General features: G+C 59.0%; 26 protein-coding genes and 3 pseudogenes. 20 read left to right on the top strand and 9 right to left on the bottom strand.

What is annotated here, in order from left to right; translation table 11 throughout:
* Nucleotides 1-15 precede the first annotated feature (15 nt).
* The 9 genes from cobA (at nt 16) to AC1DLV_RS08555 (ending at nt 8,539) form a co-directional block, all read left to right on the top strand.
* On the top strand, nt 16-801 hold the full coding sequence (cobA, locus tag AC1DLV_RS08595) for a uroporphyrinogen-III C-methyltransferase (RefSeq protein WP_476799133.1): 786 nt from the start codon (nt 16-18) through the stop codon (nt 799-801).
* A complete protein-coding gene (locus AC1DLV_RS08590) occupies nt 798-2,111 on the top strand; it encodes a cobyrinate a,c-diamide synthase (RefSeq protein WP_476799132.1) in 1,314 nt (437 codons plus the stop codon). Before cobA ends, AC1DLV_RS08590 begins: the two co-directional genes overlap by 4 nt.
* 1 nt (nt 2,112) lies before the next feature.
* Complete coding sequence (gene cobS / locus AC1DLV_RS08585) at nt 2,113-2,871, top strand: adenosylcobinamide-GDP ribazoletransferase (protein WP_476799131.1); 759 nt, start codon at nt 2,113-2,115, stop codon at nt 2,869-2,871.
* A 24-nt stretch (nt 2,872-2,895) separates the two neighbouring features.
* Nucleotides 2,896-3,906 carry a nicotinate-nucleotide--dimethylbenzimidazole phosphoribosyltransferase gene (cobT, locus tag AC1DLV_RS08580; protein WP_476799130.1) on the top strand — a complete coding sequence of 337 codons (1,011 nt, stop codon included), beginning with the start codon at nt 2,896-2,898 and terminating at the stop codon, nt 3,904-3,906.
* A gap of 191 nt (nt 3,907-4,097) precedes the next feature.
* Nucleotides 4,098-5,084, top strand: coding sequence for a sulfate ABC transporter substrate-binding protein (locus tag AC1DLV_RS08575; protein ID WP_476799129.1), 987 nt, complete (start codon nt 4,098-4,100; stop codon nt 5,082-5,084).
* Between the two features lie 81 nt (nt 5,085-5,165).
* A complete protein-coding gene (cysT, locus tag AC1DLV_RS08570) occupies nt 5,166-5,987 on the top strand; it encodes a sulfate ABC transporter permease subunit CysT (protein ID WP_476799128.1) in 822 nt (273 codons plus the stop codon).
* Nucleotide 5,988: 1 nt separating this feature from the next.
* Nucleotides 5,989-6,897 (top strand): sulfate ABC transporter permease subunit CysW, encoded by a 909-nt coding sequence (gene cysW, locus AC1DLV_RS08565; protein WP_476799127.1) that lies wholly within the window; start codon nt 5,989-5,991, stop codon nt 6,895-6,897.
* Nucleotides 6,894-7,916, top strand: coding sequence for a sulfate/molybdate ABC transporter ATP-binding protein (locus AC1DLV_RS08560; RefSeq protein WP_476799126.1), 1,023 nt, complete (start codon nt 6,894-6,896; stop codon nt 7,914-7,916). Before cysW ends, AC1DLV_RS08560 begins: the two co-directional genes overlap by 4 nt.
* 173 nt (nt 7,917-8,089) lie before the next feature.
* A complete protein-coding gene (locus AC1DLV_RS08555; RefSeq protein ID WP_476784842.1) occupies nt 8,090-8,539 on the top strand; it encodes an RrF2 family transcriptional regulator in 450 nt (149 codons plus the stop codon).
* 15 nt (nt 8,540-8,554) lie between these two features.
* Here AC1DLV_RS08555 and AC1DLV_RS08550 read toward each other — a convergent pair whose 3' ends face one another.
* The 3 genes from AC1DLV_RS08550 to AC1DLV_RS08540 form a co-directional block, all read right to left on the bottom strand.
* Complete coding sequence (locus AC1DLV_RS08550; RefSeq protein ID WP_476799125.1) at nt 8,555-9,472, bottom strand: LLM class flavin-dependent oxidoreductase; 918 nt, start codon at nt 9,470-9,472, stop codon at nt 8,555-8,557.
* Between the two features lie 128 nt (nt 9,473-9,600).
* The gene (locus AC1DLV_RS08545) at nt 9,601-9,753 is read right to left on the bottom strand and encodes a hypothetical protein (protein ID WP_476799124.1); all 153 of its coding nucleotides are present in this window, start codon (nt 9,751-9,753) and stop codon (nt 9,601-9,603) included.
* Nucleotides 9,754-10,073: 320 nt separating this feature from the next.
* The gene (locus AC1DLV_RS08540; RefSeq protein WP_476799123.1) at nt 10,074-10,349 is read right to left on the bottom strand and encodes a glycine zipper domain-containing protein; all 276 of its coding nucleotides are present in this window, start codon (nt 10,347-10,349) and stop codon (nt 10,074-10,076) included.
* A 367-nt stretch (nt 10,350-10,716) separates the two neighbouring features.
* On the opposite strand from AC1DLV_RS08540, the gene AC1DLV_RS08535 reads away from it, so the two are divergent.
* The 7 genes from AC1DLV_RS08535 to AC1DLV_RS08505 all read left to right on the top strand — a co-directional run bounded on the left by AC1DLV_RS08535 (nt 10,717) and on the right by AC1DLV_RS08505 (nt 15,790).
* Complete coding sequence (locus AC1DLV_RS08535) at nt 10,717-11,202, top strand: hypothetical protein (protein WP_476799122.1); 486 nt, start codon at nt 10,717-10,719, stop codon at nt 11,200-11,202.
* A 416-nt stretch (nt 11,203-11,618) separates the two neighbouring features.
* Entirely contained in the window at nt 11,619-11,939 is a 321-nt protein-coding gene (locus tag AC1DLV_RS08530; RefSeq protein ID WP_476799121.1) for a DUF982 domain-containing protein, read from the top strand.
* A 145-nt stretch (nt 11,940-12,084) separates the two neighbouring features.
* Nucleotides 12,085-12,966, top strand: coding sequence for a glucose-1-phosphate thymidylyltransferase RfbA (gene rfbA, locus AC1DLV_RS08525; protein ID WP_476799120.1), 882 nt, complete (start codon nt 12,085-12,087; stop codon nt 12,964-12,966).
* Nucleotides 12,959-13,522, top strand: a complete 564-nt coding sequence (rfbC, locus tag AC1DLV_RS08520; protein ID WP_476799119.1) for a dTDP-4-dehydrorhamnose 3,5-epimerase — start codon at nt 12,959-12,961, stop codon at nt 13,520-13,522. The genes rfbA and rfbC overlap by 8 nt, the downstream gene beginning before the upstream one ends.
* A complete protein-coding gene (gene rfbB / locus AC1DLV_RS08515) occupies nt 13,519-14,598 on the top strand; it encodes a dTDP-glucose 4,6-dehydratase (protein ID WP_476799118.1) in 1,080 nt (359 codons plus the stop codon). The genes rfbC and rfbB overlap by 4 nt, the downstream gene beginning before the upstream one ends.
* Nucleotides 14,595-15,476 (top strand): dTDP-4-dehydrorhamnose reductase, encoded by an 882-nt coding sequence (rfbD, locus tag AC1DLV_RS08510; protein WP_476799117.1) that lies wholly within the window; start codon nt 14,595-14,597, stop codon nt 15,474-15,476. Before rfbB ends, rfbD begins: the two co-directional genes overlap by 4 nt.
* Entirely contained in the window at nt 15,473-15,790 is a 318-nt protein-coding gene (locus AC1DLV_RS08505; RefSeq protein WP_476799116.1) for a hypothetical protein, read from the top strand. The genes rfbD and AC1DLV_RS08505 overlap by 4 nt, the downstream gene beginning before the upstream one ends.
* A gap of 329 nt (nt 15,791-16,119) precedes the next feature.
* Here AC1DLV_RS08505 and AC1DLV_RS08500 read toward each other — a convergent pair.
* From AC1DLV_RS08500 to AC1DLV_RS08490, 3 genes and pseudogenes are all read right to left on the bottom strand, one after another.
* Nucleotides 16,120-16,477, bottom strand: a pseudogene (locus tag AC1DLV_RS08500) (transposase); the annotation flags it as partial.
* A gap of 118 nt (nt 16,478-16,595) precedes the next feature.
* Complete coding sequence (locus AC1DLV_RS08495) at nt 16,596-18,188, bottom strand: hypothetical protein (protein ID WP_476799115.1); 1,593 nt, start codon at nt 18,186-18,188, stop codon at nt 16,596-16,598.
* A complete protein-coding gene (locus AC1DLV_RS08490; RefSeq protein WP_476836150.1) occupies nt 18,185-19,042 on the bottom strand; it encodes a glycosyltransferase family protein in 858 nt (285 codons plus the stop codon). Before AC1DLV_RS08490 ends, AC1DLV_RS08495 begins: the two co-directional genes overlap by 4 nt.
* Before the next feature lie 431 nt (nt 19,043-19,473).
* Here AC1DLV_RS08490 and AC1DLV_RS08485 point away from each other — a divergent pair, with 431 nt between their 5' ends.
* From AC1DLV_RS08485 to AC1DLV_RS08475, 3 genes are all read left to right on the top strand, one after another.
* Complete coding sequence (locus AC1DLV_RS08485) at nt 19,474-19,806, top strand: NAD-dependent epimerase/dehydratase family protein (RefSeq protein ID WP_476799113.1); 333 nt, start codon at nt 19,474-19,476, stop codon at nt 19,804-19,806.
* Nucleotides 19,807-19,968: 162 nt separating this feature from the next.
* The gene (locus AC1DLV_RS08480) at nt 19,969-20,883 is read left to right on the top strand and encodes a glycosyltransferase family protein (protein WP_476836149.1); all 915 of its coding nucleotides are present in this window, start codon (nt 19,969-19,971) and stop codon (nt 20,881-20,883) included.
* A 45-nt stretch (nt 20,884-20,928) separates the two neighbouring features.
* Nucleotides 20,929-22,599 (top strand): methyltransferase domain-containing protein, encoded by a 1,671-nt coding sequence (locus AC1DLV_RS08475; RefSeq protein WP_476799111.1) that lies wholly within the window; start codon nt 20,929-20,931, stop codon nt 22,597-22,599.
* A 144-nt stretch (nt 22,600-22,743) separates the two neighbouring features.
* Here the strand turns inward: AC1DLV_RS08475 and AC1DLV_RS08470 are convergent.
* Both AC1DLV_RS08470 and AC1DLV_RS08465 read right to left on the bottom strand, forming a co-directional pair.
* A protein-coding gene (locus AC1DLV_RS08470) for an IS3 family transposase (protein WP_476799110.1) occupies nt 22,744-23,843 on the bottom strand; the annotation gives its coding sequence in 2 pieces (ribosomal slippage) (nt 22,744-23,579 and nt 23,579-23,843; 1,101 coding nt in all).
* A gap of 86 nt (nt 23,844-23,929) precedes the next feature.
* Nucleotides 23,930-24,013, bottom strand: a pseudogene (locus AC1DLV_RS08465) (IS3 family transposase); the annotation flags it as partial.
* Between the two features lie 5 nt (nt 24,014-24,018).
* Here AC1DLV_RS08465 and AC1DLV_RS08460 point away from each other — a divergent pair.
* A pseudogene (locus AC1DLV_RS08460) lies at nt 24,019-24,203 on the top strand (IS66 family transposase); the annotation flags it as partial.
* A gap of 219 nt (nt 24,204-24,422) precedes the next feature.
* Here AC1DLV_RS08460 and AC1DLV_RS08455 read toward each other — a convergent pair.
* Nucleotides 24,423-25,472, bottom strand: coding sequence for a class I SAM-dependent methyltransferase (locus tag AC1DLV_RS08455; protein WP_476799109.1), 1,050 nt, complete (start codon nt 25,470-25,472; stop codon nt 24,423-24,425).
* Between the last annotated feature and the right edge of the window lie 37 nt (nt 25,473-25,509).

The following is a 25,509-nucleotide window of genomic DNA, read 5'->3' as shown; positions in this document are numbered from 1 at the left end:
GCGAAAGCGACACGCATGAGTCTTGAAAAAGCCATTGCACGTTTGAAGTACGAGCCGCAGACGCTCGAGCCCGGCCATGTCTGGCTGGCCGGCGCCGGTCCGGGCGATCCCGGCTGCCTCTCGCTCGACGTGCTGTCGGCGCTTGCCCAGGCCGACGCATTGGTCCATGACTCGCTGGTAACGCCCGAAATCCTTGATATTGCCGAGCAAGCCGAAAAATTCTTCGTCGGCAAGCGCGGCGGCAGGCTGTCGATCCCGCAGGACGACATCAACGCACTTCTGGTCAAACTGGCGCGAGAAGGCCGCAAGGTCGTGCGCCTCAAGGGCGGCCACCCCTTCGTCTTCGGCCGTGGGGCTGAAGAAGCTCTGGTGCTGACCCGGGAGAACATTCCCTGGCGCGTGCTTTCCGGCATCACGTCGGCGTTCGGTGGCCTGACCTCGGCGGGCATCCCCGCGACCATGCGCGGCGTCAACGGCGCGATCATCCTGGCCACCGGCTTTGCCGCAGTCAGCGACGACCGGCCTGACTGGGCAGCCCTTGCCCGCACAGGCCAGCCCATCGTCATCTATATGGGCCTGACACATATGGCGGACACCGTGGCGGAGCTTCTGGCAGCGGGCCTGCCCGAGGAAACACCCGCGGCATTTGTCGAAAACGGCTCGATGCCGCAGGAGCGCACGGTGACCGCATTGCTCGGCACTCTGGTAGAGACCGCCAAGCGCGAGAAAATCGTCTCGCCGTCCCTCATCGTCATCGGCGGCATCGTGGCACTACGCGCCGAACTCACGGGGCAAAAATGACGGCGCGCGGGCTGATCATCGGCGCGCCGCGTTCAGGCTCGGGCAAGACCAGCGTCACCATCGGCCTGCTGCGCGCCTTTGCGCGCCGTGGCTTGCGCGTGCGCGGCGCGAAATCGGGGCCTGACTACATCGATCCCGGCTTCCACAAAGCGGCCACAGGCCTGCCCGGCGTCAATCTCGACAGCTGGGCAATGCCGCCGTCGCTGCTCAACACACTTGCCGCGAACGCCGCCGCCGATACCGACCTGGTCATCATCGAAAGCGCCATGGGCCTGTTCGACGGCATTCCAGCACCATACGGCCGCTCGGGCGCTGCCGCCGATCTCGCCCGGCTCTACGGCCTGCCGGTGCTTTTGGTGCTCGACGTCTCCGGCCAGTCTCAGACATCAGCCGCCATTGCCAAGGGTTTCGCCACCTACGACGCTGAGGTTCGCATCTCGGGCGTGGTGCTCAACCGGCTTGGCAGCGACCGCCACCGCCGCCTTGCCGGCGACGCCATCGAAGCGCTTGGCCTGCCCGTCGTCGGCGGCATTTTACGCGACCCTACGCTTTCCCTGCCGGAGCGCCATCTGGGTCTCGTCCAGGCCGAAGAGCACGCCGACCTCTTCGCCCATATCGATAAGCTCGCCGACATGGCCGAGCGCTCGCTCGACCTTGATGCCATCATGGCCCTCGCCACGCCGCTCGCGCCCGGCGCAGGCGACCAGAGCTTTGCGCTTTCGCCGCCCGGCCAGCGCATCGCCCTCGCCCAGGACGCCGCCTTCACCTTCCTCTACCCGCACGTCGCCGCCCACTGGCGCGCCATGGGGGCTGAGCTTGTGCCGTTCTCGCCGCTCGCCGACCAGGCGCCAGACGCCTCCTGCGACGTCTGCTGGTTGCCCGGAGGCTATCCCGAACTGCACCCCGGCAGGCTCGCAGCCGCGCGGAACTTTCTTTCCGGCACACGTCACTTCGCCGAAACCAAGCCGGTCCATGGCGAGTGCGGCGGCTTCATGGTGCTTGGCGAAACCATCGAAGACGCCGATGGCGCGACCCACCCGATGCTCGGCCTGCTCGGCCATGCCACGAGCTTCGCCAAGCGCAAGATGAATCTTGGCTACCGCCAGGCGCGGCTTAGCGCTGCCTGTCCACTCGGTGAAGCCGGCAGCGCGATCCGTGGCCACGAATTCCATTACGCCCAGACGATCAAGAAAGGCGAGGACTTGCCGCTCGGCGACATCGCCGACGGCCAGGGCAATCCACTCGGCACGTTTGGTGGCCGGCGCGGCTACGTCACCGGTACTTTCTTCCACGCCATAGCGAGGGCCTGAGATGGCCTCGCCAGAGACAATCTTCGACGATTTCCGCATCGGGCTGGTCTTCTTCACGCGCCTGCCGCTGCCGCATTTCGAGGTGCGCGACCGCACATTGGCAGACGCCATCTGGACCGCACCGCTGATCGGGCTGGTCGTCGCCGTTGTCGCCTGGTTCGCTTACGCCGTCGCCACGCTGCTCGGCCTCGCGCCCAGCCTCGGCGCAGCCCTTGCCTTGACAGCAAGCATGCTGATCACCGGCTGCCTGCACGAGGACGGACTGTCCGACACTGCGGACGGCTTTGGCGGTGGCCGCACGCGCGAGCGCAAGCTCGAGATCATGCGCGACAGCCGCATCGGCACCTATGGCGCCTGCGCGTTGGCACTGTCGATCCTCGCGCGCTGGAGCGCGATTGCCGATCTGGCCACGCCTGGCCATGTCTTTACTGGCCTCGTCGTCGCCCATGTCGCCTCGCGCGCGCTCATCCCGGCCTTCATGCAGATGTTGCCACAAGCTCGTATCGACGGCTTGTCGGCCGGTGTCGGCACCCTCTCCGACAGTGTTGTCCTGACTGCCCTCGCCATCGGCGCTGTGGCGTTGCTGCTGCTCGGCCTCAAGGGCGCGGTCGTTGCGGCCATTTGTCTGGCACTGCTGTTTGTCGCATTTCGAAAACTCTGCCTCGCCCAGATCGGCGGCCAGAGCGGCGACACCATCGGCGCCATCCAGCAACTCGCCGAGATCACGTTGCTTTTCGCCGCTTCCGCCATCTTGGCTTGATTCATATCAGGAGTACTCGCAGCCATGGCCTTCAAATCGCTCGATGAATTGCGCGCAGCCTGCACCGCTCTGCCCGCCGGCAGCGATGCCGCCGCGCAGGCCGTGGCTAGCCGTCAGGACACGCTGACCAAGCCGCGCGGCAGTCTCGGCAAGCTCGAAACCATCGCCGCATGGCTGGCGCGCTGGCAGGGTCGCGACATGCCGAGGCTCGACCGGGTCAAGGTCATTGTCTTTGCCGGCAACCATGGCGTGACCGCCCAGGGCGTTTCAGCCTATCCCTCCGAGGTGACGGTGCAGATGGTGGCGAATTTTGCTGGCGGCGGTGCCGCCATCAATCAGCTCGCCCGCCTTGCCGGCGCCGAGCTGTCGGTGATCCCGCTCGACCTCAACCACCCCACCGGCGACTTCACGCAAGACGTTGCGATGAACGAGGCGGAGTTCCTCGCCGCCGTTGCCACCGGCTATGAAGCGGTCGACGAGGACCTCGATCTGATCTGCTTCGGCGAAATGGGCATCGGCAACACGACTCCTGCGGCGGCAATAGCTGCGGCACTCTTCGGCGGCACCGGCCGCGATTGGGCCGGCCGTGGCACAGGCGTCGACGATTCGGGCCTGTCGCGCAAATTCGCCGCCATCGACGCTGGCCTTGCTCGCCACGCCGCGAGCCTCGCCGATCCGTTGGCTGTTGCCGCAGCACTCGGTGGCCGCGAACTCGCCGCGATCTTGGGCGCCACGCTCGCCGCGCGTCACCTTGGCGTGCCCGTCCTGCTCGACGGTTTCGTCGTCACCGCAGCTGCTGCTCCGCTCGCGAAATTGCACCCCCAAGGCCTTGCCCACACCCTTTCCGCACATGTCTCCGCCGAAGCCGGTCACCGCCAGCTTCTCGAAGCGCTTTCGCTTTCGCCCCTGCTCGATATGGGCATGCGGCTTGGTGAAGGCTCGGGCGCTTGCCTGGCGGTCAACATCGTGCGCTCGGCGCTCGAATGCCACGCCCGCATGGCCAGTTTTGCCGAAGCAGGCGTCACAGACAAATAGTCGGGATTTTCCGGTTCGACAGGGACACGACTGTCGAGATGGAAAATGATTTCTTCTGAAGCTCTGAAAGGAGACAAAAAATCTCCATCCCGTGGCCGAGGCAACTTGCCTCTGCCTCCCGCGAACGCAACCTCCCGACTATCTTGCGGCCTACTTTAGCCATTTGCCGCTTGTCTCAGGAGAATGCCCCCATGAAACGCTTCCTACTCGTTGGTGCAGCGCTTGCCGCCATCCTCGCCGGCCCGCTGCAGGCCAATGCCGCAGACAAGCTGCTCAATGCCTCCTATGACGTCGCCCGCGAGCTGTTCGCCGCCGAGAACGCGGCGTTCATCGCCAAGAACCCGGGTGTGTCAGTCGACCAGTCACATGCCGGCACTTCCAAACAGGCGCGCGCCATCGTCGAGGGGCTTGAGGCCGACGTCGTCACCTTCAATCAGGTCACCGACATCGACTTCCTGGTCAAGAACGGCTTTGTATCAGACGACTGGAAGAAGGACTTCGCCAACCAGGCCTCGCCCTTCTATTCGCTGCCATCCTTCCTCGTCCGCGCCGGCAACCCCAAGAACATCAAGGACTGGTCGGATCTGGTCCGCGACGACGTCAAGGTGATCTTCCCGAACCCCAAGACCTCGGGCAATGCGCGCTACACCTATCTCGCGGCAACCGCCTACGCCAAGGAAGCCTTCAAGGGCGACGACGCCAAGGTGAAGGAATTCGTGACCAAGCTGTTCGACAACGTGCCGGTATTCGATACCGGCGGCCGCGCCGCCACCACGACCTTCGTCGAGCGCAACATCGGCGACGTGCTGATCACCTTCGAGGCCGAGACCCGCTCGATCGCCAAGGAATACGGTACCGACAAGGTCGAAAGCGTCATCCCCTCGGTCAGCCTGCTTGCCGAATTCCCTGTCGCCATCGTCGACAAGGTGGTCGACAAGCGCGGCTCGCGCGACCTTGCCAAGTCCTATCTCGACTTCCTGTATACGCCTGAGGGACAGCGCATTGCCGCCCAGCACGGCAACCGCGTCCACGAGCCCGCCGTCGCTGCCGAATTCAAGGACCAGTTCCCTGAGGTTCGCCTGGTCACCGTCGAGGACGTCTTCGGCGGCTGGGACAAGGTCCAGAAGGAGCATTTCGGTTCGGGCGGCCTGCTCGACCAGATCTACGGCGAACGTTGACCCTCGCCACCCATTGTTGTTGAGAATTGGAGAGCCGGCCATGCCGGCTTTCCGCATTGATGTATCCAGGAAGGCATTTCAGTGGCGCGCCGCATTCTGCCAGGGTTTCCCCTGGCGCTGGGGATAACCCTCGTCTACGTCTCGATCATCGTCGTGCTGCCGCTCGGCGCGCTCGTCTTCAAGGCGGCCAGCCTCGGTTTCGAGGATTATTGGCGCATCGTCTCCTCGCCGCGTGCGGTTGCGAGCTACCGCGTCACGGCCCTTTCGGCACTCGCCGCCACCGCGTTCAATCTCGTCTTCGGCATGGGGCTCGCCTGGGTGCTGGTGCGCTACCGCTTCCCTGGCCGCCGCATCGTCGACGCGCTCGTCGACCTGCCCTTCGCCCTGCCCACGGCAGTTGCCGGCATAGCGCTAACCACGCTGTTTGCAGAAAACGGCTGGTTCGGCTCGGTCCTTGCTCAAGCCGGCATCAAGGTCGCCTACACCCCGCTCGGCATCATGGTCGCCATGGCATTCACCAGCCTGCCCTTCATCGTCCGCACGGTACAGCCGGTGCTGGAAGACCTCGACCCAGCACTTGAGGAAGCCGCCCAAACACTCGGCGGAAGCGACCGCTCGATCTTCCTGCGGGTCATCCTGCCGCTGTTGGCGCCCGCCTTGCTCGCCGGCCTGTCCTTGTCCTTCGCCCGTAGCCTCGGCGAGTTCGGCGCCATCATCTTCATTGCCGGCAACCAGCCGATGTCCACCGAGATCACGGCACTCCTCGCCTTCATCAGGCTTGAGGAATACGACTACCAGGCCGCCGCGGCGATTGCCTCGGTGCTGCTCATCACTGCCTTCCTGATGCTTGCCATCACCAACATCCTGCAGGCGCGCGCCCTGCGCTACACGGCGAGGGGCTGAGATGAGCGCTTCCATCAAAGGCCGCCCGCCTCGTGTCGGCGACGCACCAGCCTTCCGCCGCGCCCTGATCGGCATCGTGCTGACGCTGGTCGCCATCGTCATCATCGCCCCCCTGGCCGTCATCGGCTACCAGGCGTTTTCGCAAGGCATCAAGGTCTATGCCGCCGCGATCGCCCATCCCGACACGCTGCACGCCATCTGGCTTACAGTCGTCACTGCACTGATTGCCGTGCCAATTAACACCGCCTTCGGCGTCGCCGCCGCCTGGGCGATGACCAAGTTCGACTTCCGGGGCCGCCGCTTCCTGCTTGTCGTCATCGAGATTCCGTTCTCGATCTCGCCGATTGTCGCCGGTGTCGCCTATCTCTTCGTCTACGGCCTGCAGGGTCTGTTCGGACCAGCGCTCGAATCCGCCGATATCAAGATTCTGTTCGCCCTGCCCGGCATCGTGCTGGCCTCGATGTTCGTCACTGCACCCTTTGTCGCCCGCGAGCTGATCCCGCTGATGCAGGCGCAAGGGCGCGATCTGGAAGAAGCAGCCACCTCGCTCGGCGCGTCGGGCTGGCGCACTTTCTTCTCCGTCACCCTGCCCAACATCCGCTGGGCCCTGCTCTATGGCGTGGTGCTGTGCAACGCCCGCGTCATGGGCGAATTTGGTGCGGTCTCGGTCGTCTCGGGCAACATCCGCGGCCAGACCAACACGCTGCCGCTGCATATCGAGCTGCTCTACCACGACTACCAGACGGCTGGCGCCTTCGCCGCCGCCTCCATCCTGGCGCTGCTCGCTGTAGTCACACTCATCGCCAAGGTCCTGCTTGAACGCCAGGGCGCGGGCCGTGCCCGCCGCCGCCCCGCGCTTGCAGCACCGATTGCCGCTCCAAAAACCGTTTCCGCTGAGGTTTCGTCATGAAAATCCGCCTCGACAATGTCGCGAAGAACTTCGAGACCTTCCATGCCGTACGCGGCGTTTCACTGGAGATCGAAAGCGGCGAACTCGTCGCCCTGCTCGGCCCTTCCGGATCGGGAAAGACCACCATCCTGCGCATGGTCGCGGGCCTCGAATATGCCGATGCCGGTCACATCTATTTCGGCGACGAAGACGCCACCGACATTCCGGTGCGCGACCGTGGCGTCGGTTTCGTCTTCCAGCATTACGCGCTGTTTCCGCATATGACGGTGGCGGAGAACATCGCCTTCGGCATGAAGGTTTCCAAGATCCGCCGCGACAAGGCCGCCATCGACACCCGCGTCGCCGAGCTTTTGCGACTGGTCCAGCTCGACGGCCTGGGGGAACGTTTCCCCGGCCAGATCTCGGGCGGCCAGCGCCAGCGCGTCGCCCTTGCCCGTGCGCTGGCCGTCGATCCCAAGGTGCTTTTGCTCGACGAACCTTTTGGCGCGCTCGACGCCAATGTGCGCCGCGACCTGCGCCGCTGGTTGCGCGAGATCCATCAGGAGCTTGGCATTACCACGCTGTTCGTTACCCACGACCAGGAAGAAGCGCTCGATCTCGCCGACCGCGTCGTCATCCTCGACAAGGGCCAGATCGTGCAACAGGGCACGCCCGAAGACGTTTGCCGCAACCCGGCCTCGGCCTTCGTCATGAATTTTCTGGGCGACACCAACCGCTTTGCCGCGACCGTCTCGGGCGGCCATGCACGACTTGGCGACGCCAAAATCCCCGCGCCCGGCTTCGCCGACGGCCCGGTTGAAATCTTCCTGCGCCCCAGCGATCTCGGGTGGAATTCGGCAGGCGAAGGCATCCCCGCGACCGTCGCTCGGGTCATCGATCGGCCTGCTGGTCGGCGCATTCTTGCGGTCATGGCGTCGGGCGAAGCGATCGAACTCGACGTCGCCCCCGAGACCCAGGTCAGCGCTCGTGAACAGGGCGTCATCACCATCGAGCGGGCCCGAGTCTACGCAGCGGGCTGAATCAGCCTCAAGACCCGCAAAACTTACGGAAAATCAACGTGTTTCGGCTTGTATATCAAGTCTGTGGAATTTATCTCTGGTGAAGGCCGGAATGCGATGGGGACGAATCGTTATCCTCGGCAAGCAACCTCACGCTGCGACAAGCAGCCGAAAGCCGATGACACGCGTTCACCATGCTGACTAAAAAAGGCAAATACGGCCTCAAGGCCCTCGTCTACCTGTCCCAACTGCCGGCCGGCCAGCTCGCCTTCGTCGGCGACATTGCAACCGCCAACAAGATCCCGAAAAAGTTTCTCGACGCCATCCTGGGCGAACTGCGCAATGCCGGATTCGTCCAGAGCCGCAAGGGCAAGGACGGCGGCTACCGCCTCGCCAAGTCCGCCAGCGAGATCAAGATCGGCCATGTCGTGCGCGTGCTCGACGGCCCCCTGGCGCCAATCCCTTGCGCCAGCCGCACCCAATACCAGCCCTGCGACGACTGCGACGAGGCCACCTGCCAGATCAGGCACATGATGCTCGAGGTGCGCCAGGCCATCGCCGGCGTGCTCGACAACCGCAGCCTCGCCCAGGTGCGCGACGCCGCCAATGACGACATCCTGAGCGAAGCCTTGCACCACGCCTGAGGCGCGTCCATCACCTCAGACGACCCGACGAAGCACCATTGGCCGGTTGCGGCGGTGCGCTGGCGCTGGCTCGTGCCGCCTGAAGGCCTTGCGCAACGGCGGAATGACCTGGCGCCCGAATGTCTCGATCGCATCGGCGTCATCGAGACCGTGAACGATGAAGTCGGTCACGCCGAGCTCGACAAAGCCTGCCAGCGCCGAGACCATCTGTTCCGGCGCGCCGCCAAGCTGCCATGCCTGGATGCCTTCGCCGACATACACTGGCAAGGAAAAGCCAATGCGCTGCGCGCGACCAAATGGATCGGCCGCGACCCGAACACGCTCGATCAGCCGGCCTGTGTCCTCGAACCCGCCTACCGGCAGCTCGAACCGGTCGGCGTGACGGCCGGCGATTTTGAGCGCCGTACCAGACAATCCGCCGAGCTGCAGCTCAATGGCAGCGCCGTCGACCGCCTTCATCGGCACAAAGCCGCCATGGATGCGATAGAACAAACCTTCATGGTCGAAGGGTCGGGCATTGCTCCACAGCCGCTTGAGCAGCGTCAGATATTCGTCCGTCCGCCCCAGCGTAGCGACCAGGCCGCTATCGTCATTTGTCTCGCGCAGGTCGCGGCTTGGCGGCACGCGCAACGCCAACCGGCCGGAGCCAAGCTGGCCAAGCGCCGCAAACTGTCGGGCTGCAACGACAGGTGCCACGATGCCCGGCCAATGCGAGGCCAGGACGGCGATCAATCGGGTGCTGCGCAACGCCAGCGATGCCAGGTCCATATTGGCAAGCAGGCCGCCCATGTCATCTATCATGACCCGGTCGAAACCGGATTGTTCAAGCAATCTGAGTTGCTGGACCGCAACTGCGGTATCGGAGAAGAATGAACTATGAAGTTCGTCGCTGTCGGCTGTGCCGCCCGGGCAATGGGTGAAGTCGATCTGCATCGCAAACTCCTTCATCTTGTCAGGAACAGTTATTGGCGCCGCCCACGCCGGTTCACGCGCTACTCGCAATAGCCTTCTTCAGTTGGGTTGAGAGAACATGACGCCACTTCCAGCGCCAATCAGAACTGCTAGTGGACCAGTCCAACGACCATCGCCACGGTGAAGCCGAACGACACCGTGAAGATGAGGTAGGACGCAAGCTGGGCAAATGCCACCGGCTTGACGGTCGAAGCCGCGCTCTGCGCGGGCCGGCCGTGTGAGAGATACTGGGTCTGTGCCATCGCAATCTCCATCATGCCGTTAGTCTATAAAAATAATAGACTTTGTCGATTGCTAATTTTGGCAAGATTGTGGAACGGCTTTGCCGCCGGTCAGGCCACCCGGAGCATTTTTTCCCTCACAGACCGCGCAATTCAAAAGCGAAACGCTGCAGGTTGCCGCAAGACGTTGTGATTACACTTTTGAAAACAAAGAGATAAAGCGAAACGCCGGTTCCTCGGAGAATTGCGACTGCGGCGACACGCTCTCTGAAAGCTGGTCAAAAAAACATCCCGAAGGCGCGTCAGCACCTCCGGGATGCCATGAAAAACGGCTAGCCGGCTCAGTAATAGCCGCCGCGCGGGCAAGCCGCGACGTAGGTACGGCCATAACGATCACGGAATCGGCACTGGTTAGGTTCGTTCGCCCGGCCGATCAGGCCTCCGGCGACGGCACCCACGGCACCGCCCACGAGCGCGCCTTCGGTACGATTTCCGGGGGCGGCAACGGCACTGCCGATCGCCGCACCGCCAAGGCCGCCAATGGCTGCACCCTGCTGCGTCTGCGAACAGGCCGCCAGCGGCACCAGCAGTGCAAGACTCAAAACCAGTTTCTTCATCGCCAATCTCTCCAAAAAATGTGGTCCCCACCTCGCCTACAATGCGCGGTGGCCATAATCGATCCATCGCGCCTGGTGGTGCGTGATCGCCGAGTCCCTTCGGCCATTGAGATGCCTCGGCAATTCGGCATGAATCGGGCGATCGCGCAGCAACAACAAGGCGGGTCGGCCAATAGCGCCAGGCCCGGTCGTCCGTGCATCGAACAGGCTTGTCCCGCCACTCGCTGCGCACTGCCCACGCGGGGTAAGCGACGGCACTGACCAACTCCGATCGCCACCGCTGACCCCACTGAATCTCATCATTGGAAATCCCGATTTTGCTGCGCTACGCAAGGTGCAAGCCGATTCGCCATGCATTGGGACCATCATGAACAAGGCAGCCACTTCTTTTGCCCTCGTCGCCGTGCTGACGGCGCTGCTGATGGCACTCAGCCTTGCTGTGGCGCGGCACGGCTATCCGCTCGGCATCACCGGCGTGAAGCGGCTGGACGCCATCGCCAACGCCGACACGTTCCTGCCCCTGGCGGCGATCTACTTCTCTGCCGCCATGCTGATGATGATCCTGCCGCTCAAGGCCGCAAGTGTTGTCCTGCTCAACGCCGCGGATACGATCCATTGGGTTGTCGTCGCACTGTTTGCGACCATCGTCGGCAGTCTCGCCGCGCGCTGGGCCTTCGGACAGACAAGCGCGCCATGGGCTTTGCTCGACTGGCGCTTCCTGTTCGTCCTGGCAATCGTCGGCTGTCACCTGGCCATGAACGAACTCCGACGCAATGTCCTTTTGCGCAGCCTGTTCTTCGCCATCTTCGCCATCGCCACCCTGGCTTGCCTGTTTTGGTCGTTTCGCATCTGAGGGTGGGCGAGAAGCCTGAAGTGGCGGCCCCAGGCCGCCATTTTCCGTGCCCCCACAGTGCGCCTGCCGGTTCGCACTGTTCCCGCCCAGAACGCCATGATGCCATAGGAGTTAGCTCCAGCCGCACGCTCACCTGACGAAAGGCTGGATTTCTGGACGCCTGCGCGGATTCATCTGGTTGAAATGACGGTCACAGCGGATTGTCACTTAGGCAGAAGAGTTACTGCGACAGGGATCGAACCTGGGACCCACTGATTAAGAGAAACCGGTCAGGCTGAAAAGCGCAGTAAAATCAACGCCATCGGTTTCCAACCAGCACTGCCGGAACACGCTAAAAGCACCGGAACAAATCGCGAATTGGAAACCATTTCCACGTTTGTTTTTGAGGTCATTCCAAACACCTGCCCTACTGGAGAATGAAGGCGCTATCCTGGTGCGCACCAGTCGCGGCGCTTGGCTTATTGGCGCGGCGCGGCTGCACATTCATACAACGGTCTTTCCACAGGTGCTTAAGAGCAGTCGGTCCAGTCTACAAAACGGCCTTGCGTGCCTGCCATGCGGCGCGAGATGGGCAACTGACTGTTGATGGCGCGCGCAATGCGTTTGCTAGGTTTGCTCGATCGGTTGGAACAAGAGAGCTGCTCGATGCAGCGCCGGTTGCCCTTCGAATACACCAAGGTCTATCGGGGCCAGTGGAACAAACCGTTCAACATGTTCGGTCGCGCACGATTCAGTAGACCATCACATAAAATTACACTTCAAAATCAAATGTCAAAAATTGTAGGATGAAGCTCGGCTAGATACCCGTCATTGGTATCCTCCGTTTGACGTGCAGTTTGCAAAACGGTTGATTCTACCCACTGATATACAGGATTTGCTACTTTGAAGGGCATCATACTAGCCGGTGGTAGCGGCACGCGACTCTACCCAGCCACGCTTGCGGTCTCAAAGCAGATATTGCCAATCTACGACAAGCCGATGATCTATTATCCGCTTGGCGTTTTGATGCTGGCGGGTATCCGTGACATCCTGATCATTTCGACGCCGCGCGACCTGCCGCAGTTCCAGCAGCTTCTGGGCGACGGATCGGCCTTTGGCGTGTCGTTTTTTTATGCCGAGCAGCCCTCGCCCAACGGCCTGGCCGAGGCCTTCATCATCGGGCGCAAGTTTGTCGGCACAAGCCCGGTGGCGCTGATCCTGGGCGACAATATCTTTTACGGCGACGGGCTTTCGGAGCGCTGCCGCACCGCTGTGGGCCGCGAAAGCGGCGCTTCGGTGTTTGCCTATCAGGTCGAGGACCCGCAGCGCTACGGTGTCGTGAGTTTCGACAAGGCGACCCAGCAGGCGCTGACGATCGAAGAAAAGCCGACCGAGCCGAAGTCGAACTGGGCGGTCACCGGGCTTTATTTCTACGATAACTCGGTCATCGACATCGCCGCGTCGATCAAGCCGTCGCCGCGTGGCGAGCTTGAGATCACCGACGTCAATCGCACCTATCTCGACCAGGGCAAGCTGCACGTCGTCCGCCTGGGCCGCGGTTATGCCTGGCTCGACACCGGCACCCATGACAGCCTGCACGACGCCTCGTCTTTCGTACGCACGATTGAACATCGCCAGGGTATCAAGATCATGTGTCCCGAAGAGATCGGCTTTGAACTGGGCTGGCTGACCGATGAAGAGGTGCTGCGCCGGGCCGCCTCGCTCGGCAAGACCGAGTATGCGCGTTATCTCGAACGGCGGGTCAGGGAAATCAGCCATGGTTGAAGTGCGCAAACTTGGCCTGGACGGCGTCTTGGAGATCCGGCCAGCCAAATTCGAGGACGAACGCGGCTTCTTTTCCGAGACATGGAACGCCGAGAAATTGGCTCAAGCTGGTATCACCGTCGACTTCGTCCAGGACAACCAGTCGTTCTCGCGTGCGCGCGGGGTCATGCGCGGCTTGCATTTCCAGACGCCGCCCTTTGCCCAGGACAAGCTGGTGCGGGTGCTGCGCGGCGCGATCTTCGATGTCGCTGTCGATATCCGCAAGGGCTCGCCCAGCTATGGCAAATGGGTCGGGCTGACGCTGTCGGACAAGCAGTGGAACCAGATCCTGGTGCCCAAGGGCTTCGCGCATGGCTTTGTCACGCTCGAGCCCGACACCGAGGTCGTCTACAAGGTATCAGCACCTTATTCGCAGCCGCATGACCGCTCGATCCGCTTCGACGATCCCGACATCGCCATTGACTGGCCGGTGCCAACAGCTGAAATGATCCTGTCGGCGAAGGATGCTGCGGCGCCCTTGCTGGCTGAAGTCGAAACCGGATTTGTCCATTCGTGAAGCACGCTCTCCAAACTGTTTTGGTCACCGGCGGTGCCGGTTTCATCGGCTCGGCGGTCTGCCGCCACCTGGTTGGCACTGGCAAATACCGTGTCGTCAATCTCGACAAGCTGACCTATGCCGGCAACCTGACGTCGCTGCGTGATCTCGAAGGCAATCCCAATTATGCCTTTTACCACGCCGACATCTGCGACACCGACACGGTGCGCCAGATCCTGGCCGACGAGAAGGTCGAGTTGGTGATGCATCTGGCGGCCGAAAGCCATGTCGACCGCTCGATCGACGGGCCGATGGCCTTTGTCACCACCAATGTCGTCGGCACCGCCAGCTTGCTGTCGGCCGTCCTCGACCATTGGCGCAGCCTTAGCGAGGAGGCGCGCCGGCGTTTCCGCTTCCACCACGTTTCGACGGACGAGGTTTTTGGCGACCTGCCGTTCGATTCCGGCGTCTTCACCGAGGAATCGCCCTACAAGCCGTCATCGCCTTATTCGGCGTCGAAGGCGGCATCCGATCATTTCGTCCGCGCCTGGCACGAGACCTACGGGCTGCCGGTGGTGCTGTCCAACTGCTCGAACAATTACGGGCCCTATCATTTCCCCGAAAAGCTGATCCCGCTGGTCATTGCCAATGCGCTGGATGAGCAGCCGCTGCCGGTCTATGGCAAGGGTGCCAATGTGCGCGACTGGCTGTTTGTCGAAGATCACGCCAGGGCGCTGGAAGCGGTGATGACCAAAGGCCGGGTCGGCGAGAGCTACAATATCGGCGGCCGCGCCGAGCGCACCAATCTCGAGGTCGTTCAAACCATCTGCACCTTGCTCGACGCGCGCCGGCCAAGGACGGGCGGTCAGTCGCATCTCGACCTGATCGCCTACGTCACCGACCGCCCGGGCCACGACCGGCGCTACGCCATCGACCCGACCAAGAGCGAGCACGAGCTCGGCTGGACGCCTGAGGAAACCTTCGAGACCGGCCTTGCCCGGACCATCGACTGGTATCTGGCCAATGGCTGGTGGTGGCGGCCGATCCGCGAACAGCGCTTCGACGGGAGCCGCCAGGGACTGGTCGGCGCCAAGTGAAGATTCTGGTCACAGGAACGTCGGGCCAACTGGCCCGTTCGCTTGCGGAGCAGGCAAAGGGCCAGGTCGAGATCGTGCTGGTCGGCCGCCCCGATCTCGATCTTGAGAACCCGGCGACCTTCGCTCCGGTCCTGAACTCGGTCGCCCCCGACATGGTGATCAATGCGGCGGCACATACCGGCGTCGACCAGCAGGAAGATGAGCCCGAACGTGCCTTTCGCATCAACGCCGAGGCACCGGCCGAATTGGCGCGGCTGACCAGGCTTGCCAGCATTCCGATCGTCCATGTTTCCACCGACTACGTCTTTGACGGCACTTCGACGCGCCCCTATGTGGAGACCGACCAGCCCAATCCGCAGACGGTCTACGGCCGCAGCAAACTTGCCGGCGAAGACGCCGTTCGTTCTGGCAATCCGGATCACCTGGTCGTCCGCACCGCCTGGGTGGTCAGCCGCTACGGCCGCAATTTCGTCAAGACGATGTTATCATTGGCGACGACGCGCGATCGCCTTAAGGTCGTGGCCGATCAGTTCGGCAACCCGACCGAAGCCCATGACCTTGCCGATGGCCTTTTGGCGGCGGCAATGGTCCGGCGCCGCGAAGGTGGCTTTCCCAGCGGCCTCTACCATCTCGCCGGCCAAGGCCGAGCAAGCTGGTACGACCTGGCGAGCCATGTGTTTGCGGTCAGCGCTTCGCTTGGCGGACCTTCGGCTGCGGTCGAGCCGGTTGGCAGCGACCAGTGGCCGGCCAAAGCGGCGCGTCCGGCAAATTCGGAGCTCAACTCGGACGCGTTCTTTCGCGACTTCGGTTATCGTGCCGGCGAATGGAAAGACAAGGTTCAAGCGTTGGTGGTGGAGCTGGGTGCCAGCCGTGTATGAAGTACACGCGCCAACAGCGGAAACAAACCGGCTTCATACACGCGCCCCACTCCAACAGCCGAACAAAGGACAACAGCGTGGCCCTCTTTTGGCACATCCTGGATCTGTCGGCGGCGTGTGCCGAACTTGTCGAGCAGGGCTTGGTTGTTTCGTCCTCTGAGCTTGCGCCCTTGAAATATGAAGTGGGCTCGCCTGCAGCCGCAACACCCTGCGACGGCAGCACGGGCAGCACCCTGAAACTGCCAATTAGACAATTTGCGATGCGAGAAAAGTGCCTTCGGCTCGGATTGAAGGCCGGAGCTTTTGCAACGTGACAATCGGCAATGCGATGAGTGTTGCTAGCTTAGCGCGGTGCATTACATGTTTGATCCGAGGCTTTGATGGGGCATCCTTATCGTGTGAATCAAGGAATGCACTACGTCCTAAGAGCGGAAGGAAATGGAGGGGACAGCCAAAGTCTCTCTGTTCGCCAGCATGCTCTCGCACGGTGACGTTGGTCAAGTTGCGTGGTCGAACCAGGCCACTTCCACCGCAACGGAAAAGGTATCGTCCATAGCAAACACAGGGTACGCTGATAGCGGCCCTCACCGTCCTCAACACGAGCTTCTGATCCAGGTGGAAGACCCAAACATTATCTACAGGGTCATCGCAGCGATGCCCTCACGGCCCTAGCTGACAGAGGTTCTGCCTCCTGGCACCCGCCCCTCAAGGAAGGGCCGGTAATCGGAACCGCCTTTGACGACTGCGTGTACGACACGCGCCATCTTGGCGGGAATAGCGGTCATCGCCTTGCGGCGCAGATCTGAATTGTCGTGATCTCTCGCGATGTAGCGTTCGAACTTGTGCCGGAAGCCGTTCTCATGCTGACGGATCGCGATTTGCCCGGCGATCCATAGAGTGCGGCGCAGCCGAGCGTTGCCGAACTTGGAAAGGCGGGTCTGGCCTCGATATTGACCAGACTGCTGTGTCGAGAGCTCCAGTCCACAGAACTTGAGAAACTGGCTGGGGTCTCAGGTCAAAAAAGTGATTGTTGTGGTCGACAATGCCACAGCCACAGAGACGCCGTCCCTAACAACGGACAGGCTCCAAATTCGTAGCTCTCATCTACACAAACACTTATCATCTTTTGAAGATGCGTGAGAATGCTTTTCCGAATTTTCGTGTTTTCCTCGCCCAATCTACCGCACGCTCCTCTCCCCGAGACAGAGCTACGCCCGACCCCGAAACTTGACGATTGAAGAATGTTGGATTGCGGTCATCACAGCAAAGTAGCGATGCAATCTCCGCGCTTGACTGGTTCCATTTCGTGCGGTCAGTTTCGGTGACTGAATTCCCTGTTGGTCTTATCGAAATACCTGCCACCAATTTCTCGATAACTATCGGGACTACGCTACTGTCCAGCAAAGCGAACAGCTGAAGGGCGTAGTCCTCGTAGTAGAGGACACGTTCCTCGCTTTCAGGTGGCATCCTGGCCACCACTGACCGTGGCAAGATCATTCCGCAAAACGGTATCCGATTATTGCCATTTAGCCCTGAGCTAAAACAACTCGCAGAAAAAAGCGTAGATACAGACGAGGGTGGAAACGCTCCTGCGTCAGTCGCCGTGGGATCTTCCTTGAAGTAGCGAGTATCCAAGAAAAACAACGAATTGCATGGCGCTGTCGCTAGGGCATAACATAACCGTCGTGCTTCGTTGGGAAATAGCCAGTCATCATCATCAACAAACCAAACATATTCTTCAGAAACAGTGCGTATTGCCTCCATTGCCAGACGGTTTCGACTGTCTGATTTTTGGTCGGCCGCGACACTCAACACGCTCACGCCTTCAGGTAAATTCGCCATCTCAGGTAAAGTAGCGTCCGTCACAAGATAGCATCGGAAGCGCTCGCGACCCGAAGGCATCGCCGCAATAAACGACTGAATGGACATAATTGTACGGTTAAGAAGATTTGGCCGCTTGAACTGCGTCCTGACTATTATCGCAACCGACTTCGGCAACCTACCTTCAGCCGCGCACCGAAGAGCTTCAAGCTCGATGTCTATGCCTTCACCGTGTCCAACTATCACATCACCATTTGACGTGTGAATCACACGATTTGCGACCTTCTCGTTGGCATAATTTTTGAACTTACTCGAGCGTGCAGCCTTGTCAAAAAAACGTCGCTCACCGCGGCTATCATGGAAGCAAGCCAACTGTGGTGCCAATAGCAGCGCCAGTCCCGCGCACAAGATCTCGATACTGAGGCATAAATCATACAACTGAAATCCCTCAAAGGGCGGCAGTTTCACAGCCCGTTTACGAAGCGCCTTCGAGTTGATTAGAAGGACATTGCCATCGACGGACTGGGCAGGAAGAATGCGACCTTGGAAATTCGGACCACCAAGTGGGCCGGACAGATACCTTACTCTCAATGTTGGGCTGTATCCGACTTGGATGGCTGAAATTCCCGAGTTCCCACAGGCACCCCAATTTGGCCAGTCTTGCTGCAGTTCATTGACCAGGCCACTGACCCTGATGTCAAAACCAATTGGCAGGTATACGTCATCATGAACAACACAGACGATATCGTCTGTTCCGTCGGCAATAATTTTATCTAACAATCTAAAGTATGATGTCTGACCACAATGAAATTGCACGTCACGAATGCTAGGATTCCGAATTGAAAATAGCGATGCATGCTCTTCAGATCGAGCGACGACATGAACTTTCAAGAACTCGTCCTCAGCTTGTGAAACCGATTTACGCCCAAGATCTTGACCATTGGATGGCGGCGTTTAGGATGAAATTCCTTAACTGGTGACATTGCTAGATACCGCTCCAATGCCCTCTCAACCGCCTCAGCGTTTGAATGAGATTTCAAGAGGCGGATAGCTTTTTCTTGCCCGGCTTCTCCAAAAAATTTTCGGGCAATGACTATAAAATTTCGCAAGGAAAAACATTCTTCATTGCTTAGCAGGTCGGGCCTATAAAATGGCCCTCCAGAATAGTGGATTATTGGAGCCTGCGGGCAATATAGAACCCTCCATCCAGTTAGCCAAGCTCTCCATGAAAGATCAACATCTTCGGTGTATAAAAAATATTCTTCATCCATCCCTCCAACTGATTGATAGAATGAAGAATCGATTAGACTGAATGCACCACTTGCCCACGGAGTGTCCAGCCCCCGTTTATCGTACTCTTTGGGATGCTCAAATGGCCACTGCCGGCCCTCAACGATAGCCACACCTCCCCTGTCATGAACTTTCAGCAACTGGTCGATCGTACCGGGAATAGGGACGCAATCCGGATTGAGGACGACAAATGAATCTTTTGGTTTGGCATAGCCGAAGAGTACGTTGTGATTTCTTGCGAAGCCGGTGACACTTCCAGAATCATTTGGAACATCAACTACGTCTACACCGTGAAATCTGCCGCTCTGTATCCGCCTATTCGAATGGCCGTCATAACAAATAGAAACCAGCACCACTGGATACTGGCTTGCGGCAGCAAGCCTCGGCATCAGAACTTCCTCGATATGGCGTATATGCTGTGGTCCATAAACCACTTGAACAACTATTTTATCCATTGGATTGCGGTGCATCCACAGAGCGATTAAAGTTTTGGTACGTCTGATACGGCACGTATTTCAGAGGGGCAACCCGAACGGCCATCGTTTTTTTATGAGGTTGCGTATTGAGGAGTACCCCAGACGATGGCTCGGCTTCAGGTTCGGCGGAATCCCGCTCTCGATCCCCAGTCCAAAGCCGACTTCGCTTGGCCGGAAAATGCCGGCGCTTGGCACTACCGGATACCGCAGCCCTGAGGTGGCCCAATTGTCAAAGATGACGCGCATAGTCACCGGAGGCGCGGGCGTTATGGGCAGCGCTATATAGAGACCGCCGGCTTGAGGGGAGAAAGATCCGTTGCGGTTATGCGACCGCAAATCCTACGAGCGTTTACGGCGCGACCAAACTCTAACAGGAACACATTCTATCATCTTGGACGTCCGCCTTTGGCGTGGGGTTGGATATTGCATGGCTTCAGAATGTTTATGGTCCGGGCCAATCGCTGATAAACTCCTACACTGGGGTCGTCAGCCTGTTCGCGCGAATTGCCCGCGCCGGCAAGAGCATCCCTCTCTATGAGGATGGCTTTATATTGCGCAATTTCGTTTATATTGGTAATGCCGCTAACGCCTTGTTGGCAGGAATCGACAGGGGCCATGATGGAATCTCCCGGTTCGATGTCGGCTCCGGCGTGGCACATACAATTGCAGGTGGCAGAATTCTTCGCCAATCGATATCACGCGCCGCAGCCGCAAGTGAACGGCGAGTTCCGCAACGGCGATGATCGTCACGCGTCGTGCATCATCCACCCAACAATTGACCCTCTATCGTGGCAGCCTCAATTGCGGGTCGAGCGCGGCCTATCGAATCTTTGCGACCGGGCAGCGACCCAAGAGAGGAGCGTGGATAGTTGATATCGAAAGCGCAATCATTGTGGCAACCGGGCATGAGGCTCCGGATCCAGTGCATCCTCTACAACACTAGCGTGGAAAGCATTCGAACGACTTTTGTTTGTCTCGCTCAGGCGGTCGAGCAGGCTATCCGACACGGCCTCATCAAGTCAGCAGAAATCGCCTATGGCGATTGTTCGGGCGAACCGGTTCTGACCAATCAATTGATCGCCAGTTGGCGGAACCAGATCGAAAATGCCGAGTACGTAGATTTTGCATATACTTATTTCGGCAGGAACCTGGGGTCCGCTCGCGGCCATAATTCACTTATGGAACTTGCTGGCGCCGAACATCACCCTGCAGGTATTCACGGGCCCTTGCTAATCATGAATCCCGATGTGAAGCTTGCACCGGACGCGTTGGTTCACCTTTTAAAAACATTGCAGCGCCCCCAAGTTGGCCTCGTCGAGGCACGCCAACTTCCAATTGAACACCCCAAGGCATTTGACACATCGAGTGGGCGGACCTCCTGGGCATCGACCGCCTGTGCCCTTACGTCGAGCGAGGTTTTCTGGGAGGTGGGCGGCTTCGATGCTGACACGTTTTTTCTTTATTGTGACGACGTCGACTTCTCTTGGATGGTGCGCGAAGCCGGATATGATGTCGTATACCAACCGGCAGCGGTCGTTTTTCACGACAAGCGGCTCAAGCCGGACGGGAGTTGGCCGGCTGGAGACGCGGAAATTTACTACTCCGCCGAAGCGGCGCTACTGTTGACGCACAAATGGTCACGCGGAGACCTGACTGAGAAGATTCTCGGTTTTTTTGAGAAACAGGCTGACCCGCTACACGCGAAGGCGCGCGACGAATTCATCAAGCGAAAGACGGAGAACCGGCTACCGGCACAACGGGATTCAGGTCACAAGATAGGTATTTTTGACCATTTCCGTTATGCAAAACACCGTTTCTAAGCTTGGGCACCTCTGTCGAAAGCGCGCAGCCTTGACGGAAAGACTATGAACTTGACCTATGACAACTCATATGCGCCTAACAACGTCTATGGGCACGCGTGCTCGCTAGTGCGCATTTACACTGCGACGGCCCAAGGCATTCATTTGGACGTTGGATGCGGCAACGGTCGCATGGCCGAATTCATCCGGGAAATGGGCCGCACCTATGTCGGCGTCGACATGGATGCCGACGCCTGCAATGACCTTGAATGCCGGGGGGTTGAGACCCATCCCATGGTACTTTCTAATGAGGATGCAACCTTCGACCGACTTGTAGAGATAGTCGGAGGGCGCCCGCTGGCTTCAATAACCATTCTCGGTACCTTGGAGCATGTCGTCGATCCGGCAGGTATAATTAGGGCTCTGCGCAGGATTGCGGGACCGGGCAACACACTTTTGGTAGTGAGCGTACCGAATCTCAGCCATACTGAGACTGTAGTCAAAATGCTGCTTGGTCACTTCGACTACACGATCGATGGGCTATTTGATCACAGTCCGATGATCAACTTCACGGACGGAACCCTTTCCCGCATGATGCAGCAATGCGGCTTCTATCAAGTTGGGTCCAAAGACACTACTTTCCGCGCTGCGGACAAGACGTTGCCTTTCAATGACGATGCTCTCGGCCAATCATCTTCCCTCTACCAGTTTGCGTCTTATATCCGCACGCTGGCCGACGACCACGCGACGACTTATCAGCTTGTGCGCGCCTATCTGCCAGGCCCTACCGACAATAAAGCAAGCTGGTTTATTGATCCGTCCAAAATGCCAAAGAGACCGTTCCTATCGATCGTCATTCGCACGCTCGGGACTGGCCTCGACGCCTTGCGGGACACGTTGACTTGTCTGGCCGGCCAATCTTGCGATGACTTCGAGGTTCTTGTCGTAGGGCATAAGCTCGACCTTGAGCGTCAGATTGGCGTGGAGGGCATTCTCTTCGAGATGCCTCCCTATCTACGCGAGAAGACTTCATTTCTCCGAGTCGAAGAAGGCAACCGAACGGTACCTCTAAATGTCGGCTATGCTGCTGCTAAGGGCCGCTACATCGTGACGTTAGACGATGACGATTTAGTGTTTGGGCATTACGTTGATACGTTCCGGGTATTAAATGAAGACCATCCATGCATGCTTCTTAGAGCAGCTTGCGTGTCACAGAATTTCGAACCCTCTCAAGTAGCAGGCGGCCCACAGGCGTCAATGGCGGTTTCGGCTATCGAAATGCGCTATCCAAGCGAATTCAACTATGTTGACCATCTGTCGGACAACTTTACCCCCTGCATGTCCGTAGCATACCCTCGGGAAGCGTTTCATTCCCTGCGGTTGCGTTTCGATGAGAGCTTAACAACCGCAGAAGACTGGGATCTCATGATGCGCGCGGCATCCATATTCGGAGTAGCAAGCTCACCCGAGATTACCTCAATCTACAGACGGTGGAGCGGCCGACAGTCATCATCAGCCGCAATGCATTCGCAAGAAGTCTGGAATGAAAATCGGCTCACGATAGTTCGGAAGCTTGCTCGCATCCCGGTTCTGCTTGCGCCTGGCGTCGTCGCGACAATAGTCAGTAGGTCTGAAGCCAAATCATCTAGATCACGACTGCGTCTCTTGCAAAAAATCCAGAGAGAGTTGAAGCGCTTTGCGCGGCGAAGGCTCGGCCTGAAGGTCAGTTTTGACTAGGAAGGTACCGAGCCATTTGCGCCAATGCGAGAGCATAACTTCTGACCTGAGACCCCAGTCTCCTCCGATTTGTCAGAGAGTCCGGGGCTTGCGTGCTCTGAGACCGAAGTTTGGGCGCCGGAGGCTGGAGTTTTCCGGCTGCGGTCATGGTGACGGGCTGGCAGCGCCACCGAGATTTTGCAACGCGATCGGGACGTTATATCCGGTCGCGCTGTGAGGACGAACCTCGTTGTAGTATTGACGCCAATCCTCCAACTTTTCACGGGAACCTGCAAGCGTCAGGAACCAATGCGCGTTTAAGCATTCAGCCCTGAGCTTGCTATTGAAGGCCTCGATATAGCCGTTGTCTGTGGGCTTTCCTGGTCGTGAGAAGTCGAGCGTGACGTCATTGGCGTAAGCCCACAGATCGAGGTCGCGTGAGATGAACTCACTACCATGTCGACCCTTATCGTCTTCGGATAGCCAAGCCGGCCGCATACGCGTTCGAGTTGTCTGCACCACATCCTGGCCGCGATAAGTGAAGCGCGGATCGGTCGCCGGACAATAGCGCGAATGGGTGTCGACGATAGTCAGGATGCGCAGGTTCTTGCCCGTCGCAAGCTGGTCCTGGACAAAATCCATCGCCCAAACATCGTTCGGTCCGACAGCATCCCGGCGGTCCTCCCTGAGCTTCGCCTTGACACGTCTCTTGGGATGCTTGTTGCGGAGCTGATGACCCAACTCATTGATCCTGCGTGTCATCTTCATGTTGACGATCCATCCCTCCCGGCGCAACAACACATGGACGCAACGGTAGCCGTAGCGCACCCGCGTCTCGCATATCTCCCGGATCCGTCGTTCGAGCGCGGCCTGCCCGGTGCGGCGAGATTTGTAATGGTAGGTGGAGGTGTCGAACGTCAGCGCTTTGCAAGCCCGCCTGATCGATATCCCCCAATCCACCAGCATCCCGTCGACCAGCTTGCGCTTCCAGGCAGGCCTTAGATTTTTCGGCGGATCACGTCCTGCAGCATCTCCCGATCGAGCGTCAGGTCGGCAACGATCTTCTTCAGGCGCCCATTCTCATCTTCCAGCGCCTTAAGCCGGCGCATTTCATCGGGCAGCAAGCCGGCATACTTCTTACGCCAGTTGAAATACGTCGCCCGGCTGATCCCGGCACGGCGGCAGATCTCCGCCACGGTCACGCCGTCATCGCCCTGCTTCAAAATGAACGCCTTTTGGGTGTCCGAAAACTTGGATGCCTTCATCGCTCTCCGCTCCTCTCCCAGCCGGGAAATTACTGCGGAAAACTCCAATTCCAAACGGTCCAGTTATCGGGGATCAGAGCACTCACAATTTCGATGTAGTCGAACACCTCCTGCCTGGCCTTTTCGCGCGTTTGGTAGGTCCTGCGCCGGATCCGCTCGCGCTTGAGCAGGTTAGTGCGAGAAGATCGCGCAGTCGCCCGCCCACTTCAACATGATCCGGATGGCTTTGCCGGGCCGAACCTGCTGGCGATGGTCCTGTTTGAGAAGTTCGCCCAGCGTCAGCCGCTTAACCGGCAGAGAGAGCGCTATGCCCGCGAGGGCATAGAACTCAGCCTTTCCACGCTGACCGATCAGGTCGGGCTTGTGCCGCGGCTTGACCTGCCGCAGGCCCTTGAGGATTTATCAAACGACCGGTCGCCTGCCATGCGCAAGTTACTCGGAAACCTGTTCGCAGACCTGCGCCAACTGGAGCAACGCATTGGCGAAGGCCGGGGGCAACGTCAGAAGTCATAGTCATTAGCATATGCGTATGACTTATCGATCTACATTCCGGTCGATAGAGGGTGAGATCCCCGCGTTTCAAGCACTCTCAGCACGATAGGCCTTACGCAGCCAGATGGATCCACCTCTACGTTCTGGAGCTTTCATAAATGCTTGGTCGACCGCCGATCGATGCTTTTGCCACAGGAAGTCATTGAAGAATGCTATTTCATAAGCCTTGCTATCCTGAAGGAGCGCACGCAAAACATAAATTTCGTTCCAGGCTCGTCCATCCCCCAGAACCCACTCTTGGATGTATTCGAATGGATAGAAAACATCATGAATGTGAATGTATACGCCTTCAGCCAAGGCCGGAAAAACTTCAAAGAATAGGTAGTTTACATCACTTCCAATTTTTGAAACGTGCGTTGAGTCGATGAAGAGGATATCATTTGCTTGAAGTTGCCGAAAGAAATCGACATCGACATCTTGGGCTCTCGATTGGATAATGTCGACTTGCTTACGATCCTTCGGCTTCAGGCGAGAATAAAGCGTTTCTGGGTATGGTTCAATGAATGTGCATTTAGCCGTTCCGCCAAGCCAAGCCTCATTGGTATCCAATGTCACTGCTGAACTGTAGCCTGACCCAATCTCGATTACGCGCTTGGGTTTGATGTGGCGCAGCATTCCATTTAGGACTATCGCATCAAAAGGTGCGAACATTGGATTGTCACTGCTATAGCGTCCATCCAAGTCATTGAGCCCGAAAGGCTTTTCTGCGTGTAGCCTGCCAAGTTCCTTGAGTAGATCAAGCTGCTCCAGCTCTCTCAAGTCTATACCTGGAATATGTTCAGGCAATTTGGGGGGGAATACTCTGTTTAGATCTTTGCGCAGCTCCTCTTTTGAATGAACTGGTGAGTAAAAATGGCCGTTTGGCACGAATGGGACAGCGTCTCCATACCTAGCAAGAAGTGAATCTCGCTCAATAAGCTCTCTCTTCAAAGCATCTAGTTCAGCGATCGGTTCCTTAAGCTCTCCCCTCAAAGTATCTCGCCCAACTGCAGCTTCCTGTAGCGCAGCACTGCGAATTCGATCGACAAGTCTTTTCCCCGACGGGGTGGCCAGAAATAATTCTCTCAGTACGCCCATTTATACAAACCCAATTTGAACTTTCCGGCTGAACCCT

The sequence above is a fragment of the Aminobacter sp. 01T433 genome, assembly GCF_056398585.1.
The sequence above is the reverse complement of the archived record's forward strand: the minus strand, read 5'-3'. Positions and strand labels throughout refer to the sequence as shown.

What these genes read in the sequence shown, in the direction of transcription:
- AC1DLV_RS08490 (WP_476836150.1), bottom strand. Translation starts at nt 19,042, where the DNA reads ATGGATAAAATAGTTGTTCAAGTGGTTTATGGACCACAGCATATACGC.
- AC1DLV_RS08575 (WP_476799129.1), top strand. Translation starts at nt 4,098, where the DNA reads ATGAAACGCTTCCTACTCGTTGGTGCAGCGCTTGCCGCCATCCTCGCC.
- AC1DLV_RS08475 (WP_476799111.1), top strand. Translation starts at nt 20,929, where the DNA reads ATGAACTTGACCTATGACAACTCATATGCGCCTAACAACGTCTATGGG.
- AC1DLV_RS08540 (WP_476799123.1), bottom strand. Translation starts at nt 10,349, where the DNA reads ATGAAGAAACTGGTTTTGAGTCTTGCACTGCTGGTGCCGCTGGCGGCC.
- cobT (WP_476799130.1), top strand. Translation starts at nt 2,896, where the DNA reads ATGGCCTTCAAATCGCTCGATGAATTGCGCGCAGCCTGCACCGCTCTG.
- cobS (WP_476799131.1), top strand. Translation starts at nt 2,113, where the DNA reads ATGGCCTCGCCAGAGACAATCTTCGACGATTTCCGCATCGGGCTGGTC.
- rfbC (WP_476799119.1), top strand. Translation starts at nt 12,959, where the DNA reads ATGGTTGAAGTGCGCAAACTTGGCCTGGACGGCGTCTTGGAGATCCGG.
- AC1DLV_RS08590 (WP_476799132.1), top strand. Translation starts at nt 798, where the DNA reads ATGACGGCGCGCGGGCTGATCATCGGCGCGCCGCGTTCAGGCTCGGGC.
- cobA (WP_476799133.1), top strand. Translation starts at nt 16, where the DNA reads ATGAGTCTTGAAAAAGCCATTGCACGTTTGAAGTACGAGCCGCAGACG.
- AC1DLV_RS08455 (WP_476799109.1), bottom strand. Translation starts at nt 25,472, where the DNA reads ATGGGCGTACTGAGAGAATTATTTCTGGCCACCCCGTCGGGGAAAAGA.
- AC1DLV_RS08555 (WP_476784842.1), top strand. Translation starts at nt 8,090, where the DNA reads ATGCTGACTAAAAAAGGCAAATACGGCCTCAAGGCCCTCGTCTACCTG.
- AC1DLV_RS08530 (WP_476799121.1), top strand. Translation starts at nt 11,619, where the DNA reads ATGAAGGCGCTATCCTGGTGCGCACCAGTCGCGGCGCTTGGCTTATTG.
- AC1DLV_RS08480 (WP_476836149.1), top strand. Translation starts at nt 19,969, where the DNA reads ATGAGGCTCCGGATCCAGTGCATCCTCTACAACACTAGCGTGGAAAGC.
- AC1DLV_RS08560 (WP_476799126.1), top strand. Translation starts at nt 6,894, where the DNA reads ATGAAAATCCGCCTCGACAATGTCGCGAAGAACTTCGAGACCTTCCAT.
- AC1DLV_RS08545 (WP_476799124.1), bottom strand. Translation starts at nt 9,753, where the DNA reads ATGGCACAGACCCAGTATCTCTCACACGGCCGGCCCGCGCAGAGCGCG.
- AC1DLV_RS08550 (WP_476799125.1), bottom strand. Translation starts at nt 9,472, where the DNA reads ATGCAGATCGACTTCACCCATTGCCCGGGCGGCACAGCCGACAGCGAC.
- cysW (WP_476799127.1), top strand. Translation starts at nt 5,989, where the DNA reads ATGAGCGCTTCCATCAAAGGCCGCCCGCCTCGTGTCGGCGACGCACCA.
- AC1DLV_RS08505 (WP_476799116.1), top strand. Translation starts at nt 15,473, where the DNA reads ATGAAGTACACGCGCCAACAGCGGAAACAAACCGGCTTCATACACGCG.
- AC1DLV_RS08535 (WP_476799122.1), top strand. Translation starts at nt 10,717, where the DNA reads ATGAACAAGGCAGCCACTTCTTTTGCCCTCGTCGCCGTGCTGACGGCG.